The 16909-nt window shown below is 48.3% G+C and carries 19 protein-coding genes; 18 read left to right on the plus strand and 1 reads right to left on the minus strand.

The window, feature by feature from the left end; all coding sequences use genetic code 11:
- The first annotated feature begins 1 nt into the window (after window position 1).
- The 4 genes from Q0612_RS00235 (at window position 2) to Q0612_RS00250 (ending at window position 2334) form a co-directional block, all read left to right on the plus strand.
- Window positions 2–346, plus strand: a complete 345-nt coding sequence (locus Q0612_RS00235) for a winged helix-turn-helix domain-containing protein (RefSeq protein ID WP_298879240.1) — start codon at window positions 2–4, stop codon at window positions 344–346.
- Between the two features lie 233 nt (window positions 347–579).
- Window positions 580–1206 carry a MotA/TolQ/ExbB proton channel family protein gene (locus Q0612_RS00240; protein ID WP_009145240.1) on the plus strand — a complete coding sequence of 209 codons (627 nt, stop codon included), beginning with the start codon at window positions 580–582 and terminating at the stop codon, window positions 1204–1206.
- Between the two features lie 16 nt (window positions 1207–1222).
- The gene (locus tag Q0612_RS00245; RefSeq protein WP_293822996.1) at window positions 1223–1636 is read left to right on the plus strand and encodes a biopolymer transporter ExbD; all 414 of its coding nucleotides are present in this window, start codon (window positions 1223–1225) and stop codon (window positions 1634–1636) included.
- Window positions 1633–2334 carry an energy transducer TonB gene (locus tag Q0612_RS00250; RefSeq protein ID WP_298879250.1) on the plus strand — a complete coding sequence of 234 codons (702 nt, stop codon included), beginning with the start codon at window positions 1633–1635 and terminating at the stop codon, window positions 2332–2334. Before Q0612_RS00245 ends, Q0612_RS00250 begins: the two co-directional genes overlap by 4 nt.
- A gap of 289 nt (window positions 2335–2623) precedes the next feature.
- Here Q0612_RS00250 and Q0612_RS00255 read toward each other — a convergent pair whose 3' ends face one another.
- The gene (locus Q0612_RS00255; RefSeq protein ID WP_293388818.1) at window positions 2624–3817 is read right to left on the minus strand and encodes a pyridoxal phosphate-dependent aminotransferase; all 1194 of its coding nucleotides are present in this window, start codon (window positions 3815–3817) and stop codon (window positions 2624–2626) included.
- A gap of 388 nt (window positions 3818–4205) precedes the next feature.
- Between Q0612_RS00255 and rimP the strand changes: the two genes are divergently transcribed.
- The 14 genes from rimP (at window position 4206) to Q0612_RS00325 (ending at window position 16859) form a co-directional block, all read left to right on the plus strand.
- Window positions 4206–4685: a ribosome maturation factor RimP gene (rimP, locus tag Q0612_RS00260; protein WP_021720228.1), complete on the plus strand. Its 480-nt coding sequence runs from the start codon at window positions 4206–4208 to the stop codon at window positions 4683–4685.
- A gap of 23 nt (window positions 4686–4708) precedes the next feature.
- On the plus strand, window positions 4709–5782 hold the full coding sequence (nusA, locus tag Q0612_RS00265; RefSeq protein ID WP_298879257.1) for a transcription termination factor NusA: 1074 nt from the start codon (window positions 4709–4711) through the stop codon (window positions 5780–5782).
- Window positions 5782–6054 (plus strand): RNase P modulator RnpM, encoded by a 273-nt coding sequence (locus Q0612_RS00270; protein WP_367181668.1) that lies wholly within the window; start codon window positions 5782–5784, stop codon window positions 6052–6054. The genes nusA and Q0612_RS00270 overlap by 1 nt, the downstream gene beginning before the upstream one ends.
- Entirely contained in the window at window positions 6041–6337 is a 297-nt protein-coding gene (locus Q0612_RS00275) for a ribosomal L7Ae/L30e/S12e/Gadd45 family protein (RefSeq protein ID WP_298879262.1), read from the plus strand. Before Q0612_RS00270 ends, Q0612_RS00275 begins: the two co-directional genes overlap by 14 nt.
- A gap of 86 nt (window positions 6338–6423) precedes the next feature.
- Complete coding sequence (gene infB, locus Q0612_RS00280; protein WP_298879264.1) at window positions 6424–8982, plus strand: translation initiation factor IF-2; 2559 nt, start codon at window positions 6424–6426, stop codon at window positions 8980–8982.
- A 114-nt stretch (window positions 8983–9096) separates the two neighbouring features.
- On the plus strand, window positions 9097–9474 hold the full coding sequence (gene rbfA, locus Q0612_RS00285) for a 30S ribosome-binding factor RbfA (protein ID WP_293723876.1): 378 nt from the start codon (window positions 9097–9099) through the stop codon (window positions 9472–9474).
- Window positions 9467–10417, plus strand: a complete 951-nt coding sequence (locus Q0612_RS00290) for a bifunctional oligoribonuclease/PAP phosphatase NrnA (protein ID WP_298879268.1) — start codon at window positions 9467–9469, stop codon at window positions 10415–10417. Before rbfA ends, Q0612_RS00290 begins: the two co-directional genes overlap by 8 nt.
- Window position 10418: 1 nt before the next feature.
- The gene (gene truB, locus Q0612_RS00295; RefSeq protein ID WP_298879271.1) at window positions 10419–11294 is read left to right on the plus strand and encodes a tRNA pseudouridine(55) synthase TruB; all 876 of its coding nucleotides are present in this window, start codon (window positions 10419–10421) and stop codon (window positions 11292–11294) included.
- 2 nt (window positions 11295–11296) lie between these two features.
- Window positions 11297–12220: a bifunctional riboflavin kinase/FAD synthetase gene (locus Q0612_RS00300; protein ID WP_298879274.1), complete on the plus strand. Its 924-nt coding sequence runs from the start codon at window positions 11297–11299 to the stop codon at window positions 12218–12220.
- Between the two features lie 155 nt (window positions 12221–12375).
- Window positions 12376–12642 carry a 30S ribosomal protein S15 gene (rpsO, locus tag Q0612_RS00305; RefSeq protein WP_009145254.1) on the plus strand — a complete coding sequence of 89 codons (267 nt, stop codon included), beginning with the start codon at window positions 12376–12378 and terminating at the stop codon, window positions 12640–12642.
- 321 nt (window positions 12643–12963) lie between these two features.
- Window positions 12964–13980, plus strand: coding sequence for an exo-alpha-sialidase (locus tag Q0612_RS00310; protein ID WP_298879278.1), 1017 nt, complete (start codon window positions 12964–12966; stop codon window positions 13978–13980).
- 27 nt (window positions 13981–14007) lie between these two features.
- Complete coding sequence (locus Q0612_RS00315) at window positions 14008–14976, plus strand: tripartite tricarboxylate transporter substrate binding protein (protein WP_021720217.1); 969 nt, start codon at window positions 14008–14010, stop codon at window positions 14974–14976.
- A gap of 700 nt (window positions 14977–15676) precedes the next feature.
- Complete coding sequence (locus Q0612_RS00320) at window positions 15677–16147, plus strand: hypothetical protein (protein ID WP_298879282.1); 471 nt, start codon at window positions 15677–15679, stop codon at window positions 16145–16147.
- Between the two features lie 208 nt (window positions 16148–16355).
- Window positions 16356–16859: a hypothetical protein gene (locus Q0612_RS00325; RefSeq protein WP_298879285.1), complete on the plus strand. Its 504-nt coding sequence runs from the start codon at window positions 16356–16358 to the stop codon at window positions 16857–16859.
- The last annotated feature ends 50 nt before the right edge of the window (window positions 16860–16909 follow it).

The raw sequence follows: 16909 nt of genomic DNA on the forward strand, positions 1-16909 counted from the left end.
AATGACCTACGCAGAGCCGCAGCATTATCATGTGAAGGTGCGCGTGTATAACGAAAGCATTGATTTCGGCAAGGGCGTAGCGGAGCTTCTACAGCGCATTGAGGCCACCGGTTCGCTGAGTGCTGCCTACAAGGCTATGGGCATGTCGGCCAGCAAGGCGTGGAAGATTTTGCGGCGTGCGGAGGCAGACCTGGGCTTTGCACTGGTGAGCAGCACGGCAGGCGGCAAAAGCGGCGGCGGCAGCGTGCTGACGCCGGATGGACGTTTGCTGCTCGAGCGGTATACAGCCTTTAATGTAGAGGTGCAGTCGGCGGCGGCGCAGGCCTTCGCCAAGTATTTCAAATAACATAAATCTTTGGGCAGTACGGGGAATTTTCCCTGTACTGCCTTTGTTTATACAGTTTGCATTTTCTTGACGCAGATTAGTAAAGAGGCTATAATATAAACATCTAGTAAATAGCAACAAGTATCAGATGTGGGAGCTATGCCGACTTCCTTCCGCTGTGTATAGGCGGATGATGAGCTTGCGATTTGCCGCAAAAAAATTGCAGCGTTATTTTTTTGAAAGAAGGTTTAAGTATGAGTATTTTTGCCGGAGCTGTTGATTATTTTGTTAAGGGTGGTCCCTGCATGTGGCCACTGCTGATGTGTTCCTTTGCCGCTATTGCTATTGGTGTGGAACGATATCTTTTCTATAAGAAGGCTATTTCCGGAGAAAAGTTCGCGAGCAGCTTCTGCCGCATGATGAATGACTTTAATCTGGTTGGCGCCAGTGAGCTGGCAGAGCAGAGCAAGGGCGAGGCTGCTGCCATGGCTAAGGAGATTTTGGATATTAAGGGTGACCTCGGCCAGCGTCTGGAAACTATTGTCTATACTAAAGCAGACCGTATTATCGACAGCCTGGAGAAAAATATCAACTATCTGAGTGTTGTTATCGGTCTTTCGCCGATGCTCGGTCTGCTCGGTACGATTACCGGTATGATTTCTTCTTTTAATGCTTTGAACGAAAGAACACAGAATCCGATGGCTGTTACCGCAGGTATCGGCGAAGCGCTGATTACTACAGTTTTCGGCCTGTGCATTGCCATTATGGGTATGTGTATCCATGCTTATCTTACAAGTAAAATCAAAACCGAAACTCTGAATATCAACGAGGTCGCAGATACGCTGGTTGATATTTTCAAAGCTAACGAGCAGAGCAAATGAGGGGCGGTGTTGAAAAATGCGCAGACGTCGTAAAAGAGAGCTTACCCCACCATCGATAATGCTCAGTCCGATGATTGACATGATTTTCCTGCTGTTGGTATTTTTCATTGTCAGCACTATGTATATGAGCGAAGTCAAGACAATTCCTATCCGCCTTCCGGTTGCACGGCATTCGGAGAATGTCAGCAAGAGCAACTTTAATGTAACAATCAAAAAGGACGGCAGCCTTTATCTTGATGAAAATAAAATCGAGATGGATATGCTGGTTCAGAATGCTGCGATTGAAAGCAAGCATGATTCCTCTTTCTCGGTTATTATAAGAGCAGAGGACGAAGCACCCTATAAAACTATTATTCAGCTGATGGATAAAATGAAGGGAGCAGGTGTCACACGCTTCGGTTTGGCTACGGATACAGGTGAGAGCAAATGAAGGACGAACAAAAGCGATTCGGCAAGGGCTTTGCCGTAGCTCTGGCTGTGCATCTTGTTCTTGCCGCCGGCCTTGGTATTTTCGGCTACCGCTTTGTGCATACGCCTCCGGAAATTTTGGAGGTTTCTTTGGAGGGCGGCGGTGGCGGCGCTGAAGCTCAGGAGGAAGAAATCGAACAGGAGGAGCAGCAGGAAGAGCCTATCATCCAAAGCTTGGAGGATATTATTGACCAAAAGCTGAAGCCTAAACCGCAAAAGAAAGTTGTCAGGAAAAAGGTGACTGCAGCCCCAGGGCCGAAGGCTCCTGCCGGTAATCCTGCCGGCAGCGGTACAGGTACAGGCACTGGTACCGGAACAGGCAGCGGCAGTGGCAGCGGAAGCGGCAACGGCAGCGGTAATGGCAGCGGCGAAGGCCGCGGCGTGCCGGTCAAGCCGCCACGCCTGCTGCGTGAGGTTGCGCCTGTATATCCTGCGTCCGCACGCAACAGCGGTGCTACAGGTGTGGTAACTGTACGTATTCTTGTTGGTGCTGACGGTAGTGTAGAGGATGTAACGATAGTCGGTTCCTCCGGCAACGGTGCTATGGATAACAGCGTTGTGACGGCGGTCAACAAATGGCGCTTCAGTCCTGCCAAAGACAAGTACGGGCAGAACGCACGCTGTCGCGTTACGCGCGCAGTAAGCTTTAATTTGAGATAAAAATGCATAGATGCTTTGACTCAAAGAAGCTGCTGTCTTCGGATGAAGCCGGAGACAGCAGCTTTAATTTCGGGAGAAATATTGAGTTTAAGAAGATGATTATATCGATGCAAAAGAAAAAAACACGGGCATTATGCACCGTGTTTTTTCTGTCTTGTGTCTCACGGAAGGAGTGAGACGAAGTGGAAGGGATTAGATAAATACAAAAATCGTCGGCTGATATTTTATCAGCTGCGTATATTATACTACATGATAAAAGAACTTGTCTAATATGGAATCAGCATAACAGTTATTTCGCCTTGTTCAGATTTCTGTATTTCGTTACGAAGAGGGCGATACGCTCCAGTGCCTTATGCAGGATTTCTTCACTGTAAGCATAGGAGCAACGGATATAGCCTTCGCCGCCGGCACCGAAGATATTGCCGGGGATTACGAGAACCTCCTGCTCCTCCAGCAGCTTTTCAACAAATTCCATGCTGGAAAGGCCGGTTTCCTTGATGCAGGGGAAAACATAGAAGGCGCCTTCGGGCTCATACAGCGGCAGTCCCATCTTGTGGAAGCCGTCAATCATAATCTGACGGCGGCGGCTGTATTCGGCAACCATATTGTCAACGTCCTGACGGCAGTATTTCAGTGCCGCAATCGCGCCGTACTGTGCCGTAACGTTGGGACAGAGCACAACATACTGATGCAGGATGTTCATAGCGTTGATGATTGCTGCCGGTGCCATGATATAGCCAAGACGCAGGCCGGTCATAGCGTAGGCTTTGGAGAAGCCGTTGAAAATAATGGTGCGGTCGCGGAATTCCGGGAAGGAGGTGAACATGGTGTGTGTTTTGCCGCCGTAGGTAAGATGAGCATAAAGCTCGTCGCTAATGACAATCAGGTCATGCTTCACAGCCCAGTCGCCGATAGCCTTAATCTGCTCCTTGCTCATAATAGCGCCGGTCGGGTTGTTGGGATAGCCAAGCATAATAGCCTTGGTTTTGGGCGTAACAGCCTTTTCCAAATCTTCGATAGTAGGCACAAAGCCGTTTTCCTGATAGGTTTCTACGGAAACAGGCTTGCCGCCTGCCAGAATAACGCAGGCTTTGTTGGCAACGTAGCAGGGCTCGGGAAGAATAATTTCGTCACCCGGATGCATAATTGTAGTAATAGTGGTGTACAGCGCTTCACTGACACCGACGGTTACCATGATTTCGGTTTTGGGGTCGTATTTCACGCCGTAGTTTTTATGGATATCATCCGCAATTGCTTCGCGCAGCTCCAAAAGGCCGAGCGTAGGAGTGTAGCAGCTTTTGCCTTCGCAGATGCTGTTGATTTCAGCGTCCTTGACAGCCTGCGGAATATCAAAATCGGGTTCGCCGACGCTGAGAGGCACGATGTTGGGGTTAGCGGCCATAATATCAAGAAACTTTGCCAGACCGGAGGGAGGCAGTGCTTTAATAAAGGGAGAAACAGCAGCATCAAAATTATAGGACATAAAAATACCACCTTTCATAAAAAGCTTGTCGATAAAGCGCCCTTGTCCAAACTGACACTTTTTCCACAATCTCTATCTGTTTACTGTATTACTGTAGCAGATATTTTTGCGACTGACAAGGGAAAGCGCAGTGTATACATTTCACGTGGCAGATTTAGCATTTTTCTGTATAAAATTTAACATATAATAACTAGATATAGCGTAAGCTACTTGCAAGACTTGTCAACAGATGCTATAATAAGGATAGCCAAAATAAGTATGACTTGTGAAAGAGTGGGTTTAAAGCCCGCTCTTTCCGCTTATTACGATGTTTCTGACGCGCAGGCGGCGGAAGCAGCTGTTAACCGCAAGGTTAATGCAGAAAGAAAAACTTAATATGGAGGTGAAAATGATGCAGGCAAAAGAAGTTGAAGCACTGATTACCGCAATGGTAGAACCGCTTCTGCAGGATACCGGTCTTACGCTGGTAGATGTAGAATATGTGCGTGAAAAGGACTGGTACCTACGGATTTTTCTCGATAAGCCTGGTGGAGTAGAAATTGATGATTGCCAGATGGTCAGCGAAAAGCTGACGGAGATTCTGGATGCCGAGGATCCTATTCCCGACAAGTATTTTCTGGAGGTTTCTTCTCCGGGCATTGATCGTCCGCTGAAGAAGGACAAGGACTTTGTAGCTGCTTATGGCACCAAGGTTGATATTATGTTCTATACTCCGTGGGAGGGAATGAAGAATCTGACTGGTATTCTGGTAGCACATGATGACGAAGCCGTACAGGTTAAAAAGATTATTAAAGGTAAGGAATTCAAAAATCCTGACCGCATTGAACGTAGGCTGATTGCTAATATCAGACCGCATATAGACTTTTAATTAAGAAATAGGAGGCTTATTAAGTGAACGCAGATTTTATCTCAGCAATCCAGGAATTAGGAAAGGAAAAGGGTATTGACCCCGAGCTTTTGTTCCAGGCTGTTGATGACGCTTTGGTTGCTGCTTACAAGAAGAATACCGGCACAAACCAGAATGTCCGTGTTGATATGAATAAAGAAACTGGTGAAATCCATGTATATGCACAGCGCACTGTAGTTGAGGGTGAGGCTGACGGCATTAACGAAATGTCCCTGGAGGATGCTCAGGAAATCAATCCGCATTATATGGCAGGTGACATCGTAGAGGTGGAGGTTACTCCGAAAAACTTCGGCCGTATTGCTGCCCAGAACGCTAAACAGTTTGTTGTACAGCGTATTCGTGAGGCAGAGCGCGGACAGGTTTATGAGCGCTTCCAAAGCCGTGCCAATGATATTGTTACCGGTATTATTGAACGCATGGAAAACAAAAATGTTTATATCGATTTGGGCAAGGTTGAGGCTGTGCTGACTCCCAATGAGCAGATCCCCGGTGAAATCTACCAATACCATGAGCGTATGAAAACCTATATTGTTGAGGTTAAGCGCACCACCAAGGGACCGCAGATTATGGTTTCCCGCACTCATCCCGGCCTGCTGAAGCGCCTGTTTGAGCTGGAGGTTCCGGAAATCCATGATGGCGTGGTTGAAATAAAATCCGTAGCCCGCGAGCCTGGTATGCGCTCCAAGATTTCCGTATTTACTGCTGACAGCAATGTTGATCCGGTAGGTGCCTGCGTAGGCCATAAGGGCATGCGCGTGCAGACTATTGTTAACGAGCTGCGCGGTGAGAAAATTGATATTGTCAAATATAGTGAAGATCCGGCACAATACGTTGCTAATGCTCTGAGCCCGGCAAAGGTTGTGAAGACAACCGTTAACGAAGCAGACAAAATCTGCCGCGTTGTCGTACCGGATTACCAGCTGTCCCTGGCTATCGGCAAGGAAGGCCAAAATGCCCGCCTGGCTGCTAAGCTGACCGGCTGGAAGATTGATATTAAGAGCGAAACTCAGGCTGCCGAAGAGGCTGCTGCTGAGCCTGCTCCCGTGGAAGAAGCATGATGAAGGTAAAAAAGGTTCCGCAGCGTAAATGCTTAGGCTGCAATGAAATGAAGGATAAAAAGGCTTTGCTGCGCGTTGTACGTTCGCCTGAGGGCGAGGTCAGCCTTGATCTTACCGGCAAGAAAAACGGACGTGGTGCATATGTCTGCACCGATAAGGAATGCATTACCAAGGCTGTGAAGGAAAAACGTCTGGAGCGTGCTTTGGAAAAGCCTATCGGCGAAGACGTGCTCAAGCAGCTGCTGGAGGATTTTGAACATGGCAGGCAATAATGTTGCTTTTGCTTTAGGGTTGGCGCAAAAGGCCGGCAAAACCGCTTCCGGCGATGTAGCTGTGCGTGCTGCCTTAAAAAGCGGCAAGGTTAAAGTACTTGTTTTGGCACAAGATGCTGCCCCTAATTCAAAAAAGGAAATTTATTTTCTGGCAGAGATGGCAGGCGTGCAGGTCATCGAGCGTTTGACGCGCGATGAGCTGGGTTATGCAATCGGTAAAGGTCCGCGCATTGCGGTGGCAATTACTGATGCAAACTTTGCCAATATGCTGCTGAAAAAATAATAAGGTTAAATCACAGTTGTCTGCGCCGCTTGTGTAAGCTTAGCAGATGAATCTGCTTCTTATTTATCTGGTCTGGAGGTGGATGAATGGGTAATAAAAGAATATACGAGGTTGCCAAGGATTATGGCAAGCCAGTAAATGAGGTCATTGACCTACTGAAGAAAAATAATATCGAAAAAACTAATTTTAGTGCAGCTGATGACAAGGCTATGTCTGTTATCCGTAAAGCTTATGATAAAAAACCAGAACCGCCCAAACCGGCGAAGACGGAAAAACGTGATGTCAGCAAACCGGCTGCTCCTGCGCATCCGCAGGCTACAGCTAAAAGAAACGATAACAATATGAATAGGAATAACGGACAGAGGAATATGCAACAAAATCAGCAAAATAATCAACGCAACAACAACGCTCAAGGGCGTAATGAAAATCGTCAGGGTGGCCGCAACGAAGGCCGTCCGCAAAATCGCAACGGCCAGCAGGGCAACCGCCAAGGCGGCCAGGGTAACTATCAAGGTGGCCGTAATGAAGGTCGTCCGCAAAATCGTGGCGGCCAGCAGGGCAACCGTCAAGGTGGCCGTAATGGCCAACAACGCCAGGGCGGTATCTTTGTAGGCCCCAAGAGCCAGCAACCCGGCCAAAGCGTACACGGCGAAAGCCGTGCACAGGTTAGCGGTGGCCGTAGCGAAGGCCGCAATGGCGGCCGCAGTGAAGGCGCTCGCGACAACCGCCAGGGCGGTCGTAATGCAGGCAAGAGCCGTAAGGACAACAAGCCGCAGATTAAGGGCAGCTACGCTACCCGCGAAAGCCGTCCGAACCGCAGCGCCGGCCATCAGATGCCGGTAAACCGCGGCGGCAAGAAGCCCGCACCGAAGCAACAACAGGCTCCGGTAGAAATCGTTCGTCCGACCTACGTTGAAATCGGCGAATCCATTAATGTACAGGAATTTTCCAAGCTCATTAAGCGTGAAGTTAATGAAGTAATCAAGGCTCTGTTTATGCTGGGCGTAATGGTTACCATTAACCAGGATATCGATTTTGATACTGCACAGCTTATTGGCGATAACTTTGGTGTAGAGGTTGGTCAAAGAGCACCTGAGGAGGATCCGACCGAGATTCCTGAGGTTGACGATCCGCCTGAAAAACGCGTTCCGCGTCCGCCGGTTATTACCGTTATGGGCCACGTTGACCATGGTAAAACCTCCTTACTGGACGCTATCCGTAAAACCAACGTTACCTCCCGCGAGGCTGGCGGTATTACCCAGCATATCGGTGCTTACAAGGTTAACTACCAGGGCAAGCAGATTGTCTTCCTGGATACTCCGGGCCATGAAGCCTTCACTGCTATGCGTGCCCGCGGCGCACAGGTAACTGACGTTGCTATCCTGGTTGTAGCAGCAGATGACGGTGTAATGCCGCAGACCATCGAGGCTATCAACCATGCTAAGGCTGCAAAGGTACCTATCATTGTAGCTATCAATAAAATCGACCGTCCGGGCGCAAATCCGGATCACGTTAAACAACAGTTGGCTGAGCATGAGCTTATTCCTGAGGATTGGGGCGGCGACACCATCATGGTTCCAGTTTCCGCACATCAGAAAACCGGTATCAGTGACCTGCTGGAAATGATTCTGCTGGTTGCTGAAATGCAGGAGCTGAAGGCTAACCCGAACCTGCCTGCTCACGGCACCATCATCGAGGCACAGCTGGATAAGGGCCGTGGCCCGGTTGCTACCGTACTGGTACAGCGCGGTACTTTGCATATCGGTGATACCATTATTGCCGGCACCTCCTATGGTAAGGTTCGTGCAATGATCAATGACCGTGGCGAAAAGGTTAAAAAAGCTCTGCCTTCTACCCCTGTAGAGGTACTGGGCCTGAACGATGTACCGGCTGCCGGCGATATTCTGGACAGCACCGATGAAAAGACTGCCCGCGGCGTTGCCGAAAAACGTATCGCCAAGAAGAAGGAAGAGGAAATCAAGCTGAACTCCAAGGTTTCTCTGGATGACCTGTTCCAACGTATTAAAGAAGGCGAAATCAAAGAGCTGAACATCGTAGTTAAGGCTGACGTTCAGGGCACCATCGAAGCATTGAAGGCATCCCTGGAAAAAATCAAAAATGATGAGGTTAAGGTTGCCGTTGTCCATGCAGGCGTAGGCGCTATCACCGAGTCCGACGTAATGCTGGCATCCGCTGCCAACGCACTGATTATCGGCTTTAACGTTCGTCCTGACGCTAACGCGCGTAAGGCTGCCGAAACCGAGAAGGTTGACGTACGCACCTACCGCGTTATCTACGACGCACTCAACGACGTTGAGGCTGCTATCAAGGGTATGCTTGCTCCTAAATTCAAGGAGGTTATCCAAGGCCGCGTAGAAATCCGTCAGCTGATTACTATTTCCAAGCTGAAGATTGCAGGCTGCTATGTAGTTGAAGGCAAGGTTACCAACAGCTCCAAGGTTCGTGTTGTCCGTGACGGCATCGTTGTTCACGAGGGCGTTATCGAATCTCTGCGCCGCTTCAAGGACGATGTGAAGGAAGTTGCCCAAGGCTTTGAATGTGGTATTACTTTAGAGAAGTTCAGCGACCTTAAAGAGGGCGATATCTTTGAAGTATACGATATGGAAGAAATCGCAGTAGAATAGTCTGGCGCATAAGGCAGATTGCGCAGGAATGCAGGCGGGAGTAGCAATACGCCGCCGCATTCCCTGCACCTGTTGCCTTTAGTCAGCTTATATCTATATATAGAGGAAAAGAAAATGGCAAGACTTAGAGTAGAAAAAGTACAGGAGGCCATTCAGCACGAAATCAGCAAAATGCTCCTGCATGATGTCAAGGATCCGCGCATTCAGTTTGTTACCGTAACAGGCGTGGAGCTGACAGATGACATGAGCTATGCAAAGATTTTCATCAGCATGTATGGTCCCAAGGATAAACAGGATGAAACCTGGAAGGCTCTGAACAAGGCGTTAGGCTTTATGCGTACGGAAATTGCCAAACGCATCCGTCTGCGCTTCGCGCCGACTCTGATTCTGCAGAAGGATACTTCTGCAGAATACAGTGCGCATATTCAGAGCATTTTAGATAAAATTAAGCAGGAAGAAAAGCCTGCAGCTGAGGAAGCAGAGCATGAGTAAGGAGCTTAGCCTGCAGGAAACAGGCGCTATGCTGCTGGCGGCAGAAAAAATTGTGCTGTGCACCCATGTAAGTCCGGATGGTGACACCCTGGGCTCCACTTTGGGACTGGCACGCTTTTTGCTGGCGCAGGGCAAGCAGGTTACTGTTTTCTGTGATGATATTATCAACAAAAGCTTTAGCTTTATTCCCGGTATAGAATTGTGTGAGCGTCCGGTAGAGGGCAGTAAGCTGCAGACGGATTTGCTGGTAGTTATTGATGCCAGCTCCTTTGATCGCGTAGGTCTGGTGTCCGAGATTGTGGAAGCCAAAACGCTGCTGAACATCGACCACCATATTTCCAATGACCGCTTTGCTGATTATCTCTATTTGGATGCCAAGGCAGCAGCTGTAGGCGAGGTAATGTGCGATCTGTTCATGGCTATGCAATGGCCCTTTGATAAGGAAATTGCTACCTGCTTTTACACGGCAATCAGCACAGACTGCGGCTCGTTCCGCTATGCCAACACTACGCCGAAAACTATGCGTAATGCCGCCAAGCTACTGGAATACGGCGTGCAGCCTAACGAAATCAGCGACGCTTTGGACGTGCGCTCCCGTGATACGGTAGAGCTGCTGGCCAAGGTATTGCCTTCGCTGACCTTCGCTTATGAAGGCAAAATTGCTTATCTCACAATTACCAACGATTTATATGACAAGGATGTCCAGACCGACAGCTTTGTGTCCTACCCGCGCTATATTGAGGGCGTTGACGTAGCTATTATGTTCAAGGCCGTTGAGCCGGCGGTAACGCGTGTGAGCATGCGCTCCAAGAGCGTTGACGTATCCGCTGTGGCTGTAGCCTTTGGCGGCGGCGGTCATCTGCGGGCAGCAGGCTGTACGATTTATGCACCGGTAGAGGAGGCTCGCACTCAGCTGCTGGAGGCATTGGGCAAATTGGTTTAATATGGACGCAATTTTTAATGTATTAAAACCACCACAGATGACATCACATGATGTTATCGGCTTTTTGCGGCGCGTGCTTAACACAAAGAAAATCGGACATGGGGGAACTCTTGACCCTGACGCGGCAGGAGTTCTTCCTGTTTTTGCGGGCAGTGCAACCCGTTTGTTGGAATTTGCCGTAGAAGGCCGCAAGGAATATATTGCTGAATTTACGCTGGGAGCGCAGACCGTTACCGGCGATGACAGCGGTGAGGTTGTCAAAACGATGATTGTGCCTGCGTTCGGAAAGGCAGAGCTGGAAGCTGTACTTGCACGTTTTACGGGTAAGCAAATGCAGCTGCCGCCGATGTATTCGGCCATCAAAATCAACGGCAAAAAGCTGTATCAGATGGCTCGTCAGGGCGTAGAGGTAGAACGCACCGCACGTCCCATCGAGGTCTATAAGCTGGAGCTTCTGTATTATACGGCAACGAGCTTTACCGTGCGTGTGGCCTGCTCCAAGGGCACCTATATCCGCGTTTTGGGCGAGGACCTGGCGACAGCGTTGGGAACCTGCGGTACGATGAGCTTTTTGCTGCGCACCCAGGTGGGAGCCTACACAATTGACAAGGCCTGCACGCTGCAGGAAATCGCGGAGAATCCCGAAGCCTGTGCCGCAGAGCCGCTGACTGCTGTTGCCGAGCTGCCCAAGCTCAAGGTGAACGCCCGTCAGGCGGCGCGCATTACTAATGGTGTACGCACCACGGTGGCGCAGACTGCCGACGGCAGATACGTACTGCTGGGGCCGGGGGATGAATTCTTAGGCATCGTCCGCTGTGAGCAGGAGCGTCTGCAGGCAGAAAAAATCTTAGAGCATTACCCGATGCCAGAGGAATAAGCATGGAGATTATTACTTCTTTAGAACAATTGCATAAATTTTCCGCTCCCTGTGTGGTTGCATTGGGTACCTTTGACGGCCTGCATCGCGGTCATCTTGATGTAATTGAAACCGCAAGAGATAAGGCGCGTGAATGTAACTCCAAGCTGGCAGTCTTTACCTTCAGCAACCATCCCTTTGAATGGATTCGTCCTGGTATGGTGCCGCCGGCGTTGATAACAGTTGCGCAAAAGCAGGAGCTTTTGCAGCAGCTTGACGTGGATGTGCTGGTGGATATCCCCTTTAATCAGCAGGTAGCAGACCTTTCGCCGCAGGAGTTTTTGCAGCGCTTGCAGCAGCTTGATTACAGCTGTCTGGTAGTCGGTGCCAACTTCACCTACGGCTGCCGCGGACAGGGAACTGTCTATACGCTGGCTGCTTCCGCCAAGGCCATGGGCTTTGAGCTGGTTGTGCGCGAGCTGGTAAGCGAGGGTGCAACTGTTATCAGCAGCACTGCTATCCGTCAGCTGATTGCTGCCGGTGAGGTAGCAGAGGCAACTGCTATGCTGGGGCGCAGCTACAGCATCAGCGGCACCGTAGCGCACGGCAACGAGCGTGGCAGATTGCTGGGTTATCCTACGGCCAATATTGAGCTGGAGGATGCTCATGTGGCAGTGCCTCTGGGCGGTGTATATGCTGTACGTGTACTGGTGAATGGCGTAAGCTATCATGGTATGGCGAATATAGGCTATAATCCTACCTTTGGCGATGTTGCCAAACCGCGTCTGGAAACTAACATCTTTGATTTTACCGGTGACCTTTATGGCAAACAGCTCACGGTGCAGTTTGTGCAGCGCATCCGCGGTGAAGTAAAATTTGCCGGCATTGAACAGCTCAAGCAGCAGCTGGCGCAGGATAAGCATGACTGTGAAGCGGTATTGCGGTAAATTAAAGCTGTTTTTATAAAAAACTTTACAAAATACTTGCTATCTGGTGGCAAGATATGGTATACTATCATAGTATTTGAACCAAGGCTTGGCAGTTCGATTCTCCAACGGCTGCTACGCTTATGGCAATTTGAAATTTTAGGAGGAAACAAACAATGTTAACTAGCGAAGCTAAACAAGCAGTAATTCTGGCAAACGCACGTCATGAAGGTGACACCGGTTCTTCTGAGGTACAAATCGCAGTTCTGACCGAACGCATCAAATATTTGACCGAGCATCTGAAAGAGCACAAAAAAGATCATCATTCCCGTCGTGGCCTGCTGAAACTGGTAGGTAAACGTCGTGGCCTGCTGAATTACCTGGCTAGCAAAGACATCGAGCGCTATCGTGCAATCATTGCTAAACTGGGTATCCGTAAATAATCCGGTTTATGCTGAAAAGTCCGTCCGTAAGGACGGGCTTTTTTTGTGCCTGCGTTTTGGTTATAAAGAGGAGCAAATCCAGCAATAGTATTAAAAATAATTAACACTAACAAGAAAATCGCTTATAGTGTTAAAATAAATTAATACTAGTGATGAAATTTGCAACAGTGTTAAAAATAATTAATACTGTTGCGGAGGGCAGTTGCCCGCGCAACAGCAAATTTTGTCAGAAATGTGAAGAAAATAGTTTACGCTCTTTAGCATATGTGTTACAATACTTATGTTATAGAATTATGCGACTTTTTGGATGTGATTGATATAATGCAAAAGGAATTGATTATGCGCTGTTTGCCGACGGCCTTCTGCCATGCTTCAACAGTATTGGCGCTGCCAGACGGCAGCCTGCTGTGCTGCTGGTTCGGCGGTACGCATGAGGGCGAAAGCGACGTGGGTATCTACCTCAGCAGGCGCACGGAAGCAGGCTGGAGTGAGCCGCAGCTGCTGGTGAACGGGGCGGCGGCGAACTGGAATCCGGTGCTTTTTGCAGGAGCGGACGGCAGAATCCTGCTGTTTTACAAGCAAGGGCAGCAGATTGCCGATTGGCAGACGAGGCTGCTGCAGTCGACAGATAACGGCGAAACCTGGAGCGGACCGCAGGAGCTGGTGCCCGGTGATGTGAGCGGCGGGCGCGGACCTGTACGAAACAAGCCGTTGCGCTTGGCAAGCGGACGTATTCTTGCCGGTGCTTCTACCGAACACGGTATCTGGAAGGCCTTTGCCGATATCAGCGATGACGATGGTGCAAGCTGGCGCAAATCCTCTGCAGTGCAGATTGACGGCCTGCAATATCAGGCAGGCGAAAAGACTGCCGACAGTAATATTGCTGTCAGCCAGCAGTCCTTTTACGGACGCGGCGTGATTCAGCCGAGCCTGTGGCAGAGTGCGGACGGCAGCGTGCATATGCTGCTGCGCAGCAGTGAAGGCTTTGTTTATCGCAGCGATTCTGCGGATGACGGCGCAACCTGGTGCAGTGCCTACGCTTTGAGTCTGCCAAACAATAACAGCGGTCTTGACTTGGTGCGGACTGCTGGCGGTGTGCTCTACTTGGTGTGCAATCCTGTTGCTGCCAACTGGGGACAGCGTTCTCCCTTAAGTCTGTTCCAATCCACAGATGATGGTGCGAGCTGGCGCAGACTGCTTGACCTGGAAACAGAGCCTGCAGAATTTTCCTATCCGGCGATTATTGCCCTGGGAGAAGATATCGTAATCACTTACACCTATAAACGTTGCAACATTGCTTGTGTAAAATTGAGCGCGGATGAACTTGTTAACCTTTAAATTTAAAATATAAGGAGATGTAAGACAATGAAGAAAATTTTAGTTGTGCTGATGGCTATGCTGACCATGGCTGTTATGCTTACCGGTTGCGGTGGCGACAGCAAAAAAGCAGCTTACCCTGCAGACGGAGATATTTCCGTAATTATTCCTAAGGCTCCGGGCGGCGGTACCGATATCTCTGCCAGAGGCCTGATTCAGTTCATGGAAAAAGAGCTGAAGGGCAGCAAATTTGTGCCTGTAAACAAACCCGATGGCGGCGGTGTAACCGGCATGGTAGAGCTGGCAAACGCTAAACCCGATGGTCATACTCTGGGTATGGTTACTGTTGAGCTGGCTATGTTCCCGCATCAGGGCAAATGCAAAAACACCTATAAGGATTATGCAGCTATCTGCGCTCCGATTGCAGCTCCGGCAGCTTTGATCGTGCCGAAGGATGCTCCTTATAACAGTGTAGACGAATTCGTAGCCTTTGCTAAGGCAAACCCCGGCAAGGTGAAGATGGGTAACTCCGGTATCGGCGCTATCTGGCATATTGCTGCACTTTCCTTTGAAGAGGAATTCGGCGTACAATTCAAGCATGTACCGTATCCGAAAGGATCTGCTGACATTGCCGCTGCTCTGGCTGGCAAGCACATAGATGCAACCCTGGCTGACCCGTCTGTTTTCAAGAGCCAGGTAGACGCAGGCAACCTGAAGATTCTTGCTGTTATGGCTGATACCCGCAGCGTAATCTATCCTGATGTTCCGACCTTCAAAGAGCTGGGCCACAACATGACCGTTCGCGCTTGGGCAGCATTGGTTGCTCCTAAGGATACTCCGAAAGAAAAGCTGGAAGCTCTGCGCGCTGCTGCTAAAAAGGTTTGCGAATCCAAGGAATTCAAGGATTATTTCATGAAACAGGGTATCGATCCGACCTGCATTATCGGTGCCGATGCTGATAAGATGATGGCCGAAGACCATGCAATGTATGAAAAATTCCTGAAGAAAGCTAAATAAAATCGCCGTAAGGCGTAAATGAAAATGCCGACGCTGTAGCCCGAAAGGCTTGCGGACGTCGGCATTTTTGATTGTTGGTGAGCTTTTGTTGAATAATAAACTAAATATACTATTTTATAAAAGAGAATACTTCAAATAATAATCCTTGACAAAGCTTCAAGTAGGTGCTAAACTGAAATTAATACTAAAACGAGATATGATGCAAATGAAGTATCTTTAATAAAGTACACAATTTTTTGATAAATGAAGTGATTTTTTACTTCTGACTATCTCGATTACAATAGAATATAATCCTAGTCTGGAGGCTTCATCCCACGTGGATGAATGCTTTGCAGGGAAGTTTGATGAGATTTCAACGCTGTTCCGCAACTGTAAAAATGAGTCGATGCATTATTAGGAAAAAAACTAACCTCTTACAAAGGAATGCAGAGACAATGACTTTAAGCCAGGGTACTGACAGATTGGTATTTAGTAAAGATCTACGAGAACGGACTTTATTAATTAATGGGAGTGCTATGCCCATTATCCATTAAGTGTCCTTTTTTGCTTGATCTTGTGCTGAGGAGATAGGAATAGCACAGCTTAAGCCCTTTTAAGCTATGCTATTTTTTTATTTTTAGTGTTCACCATGCTATATGTGGAGCAGCAAGCTCTGTTCCGTTGTATATAAAATTTTTTTGATGTAAAGGAGCTTATCATCATGGCAAAAGCAACTAAAGAAGAAACTAAGGTAATCGAAATGGAAAACAAAATCGAGAAAATGACTCAATTTTTGGCTGACAATAAAATTGAATGCTTTGATATTCAAAAATTAGAGGATGAGCAGCATACCACTATCTTCCGTAGCCGCATGGAGGTAAAAGGCCAATTGCTGCCGATGGCTCTGCTGATGGATGACAGCGTATATCTGATGCTGCAGGTACAAATCGCACCGCAGGTAATCGATGAAGAAAAGCTGAAAGCACTTGCCGCTGCTATCAACAACATGAACAACAACGTGCGTCCGTTCAAATTTACCGTTTCCGACAGAGGCGACTTCATGCTGAACGCTTGCATCACCGCTGAAAACAACACCTTCAACCCAGCACTGGTGAATGCTATCATGGGTGAAGCAGTGAAATTTATGGAAGCACAATACGGCAACATCATGGAAGCAGTTTGGGCTAAATAAAAGCTTTTTGGCAGTGCTGCCGTAAAATCATTGCCGTGATTGCAGCATCTGCGTATTTATGTTATGAGGTCACAATCTGTGTTGATGAGTAGCAGGTTGTAAGATTTTCATATAAAGTTGTACGGAAGTTATTTCCGCACATAGGAATAAGCAGAAACAGTGGTTGCTTCTGCTTTTCCCTAAGTTTTTTGATAAGGAGGACTATATCTTGAAGCTAAGTCAAAGAAAATGGAAGACGCTGGTCTCAGGCGTTTTGCTGACTATCAGCGCTTCTAGTATGCTTGCTATGCCGACCTTTGCGGCGGATTATAGCAATGGTCTAACTGGTGTTGTCAATGATGATAAGCCAATCATCAGCGCAGGTGGCAGTACCGTTACGCAAAGTGGCGATACTATTACCTATGATTTTCAAGGCAAGGATCACATTTTTAATGTAAAAAATGCTGATGCAATCACAACTGACGGTACTAAAGACTATAACTACGTTTATAATAACGTAGACGGTACTGGCAAAAAGGGTACGCTGCATCTGTATCAGAGCAATGGTCGCCCCAATGCGTGGGATGGAGTAACTGGCTTTGTTGCAACTGGTGGCAAGGTCATTGTGAACAGTAATCTGGATATCACTGCAACCTCTAAGTGCGCTTCTGCCGGTATAACTGCAGCAAATAAGGCTGATTTAATTATTAACGGCAATGTAAAAATGCGGTAGATTGTATAATCAACTTGAACAAAAAATAAAATAAAAAATCCACAGTGGAC

The organism is uncultured Phascolarctobacterium sp. (assembly GCF_937920985.1).
Classification (GTDB): domain Bacteria; phylum Bacillota; class Negativicutes; order Acidaminococcales; family Acidaminococcaceae; genus Phascolarctobacterium_A.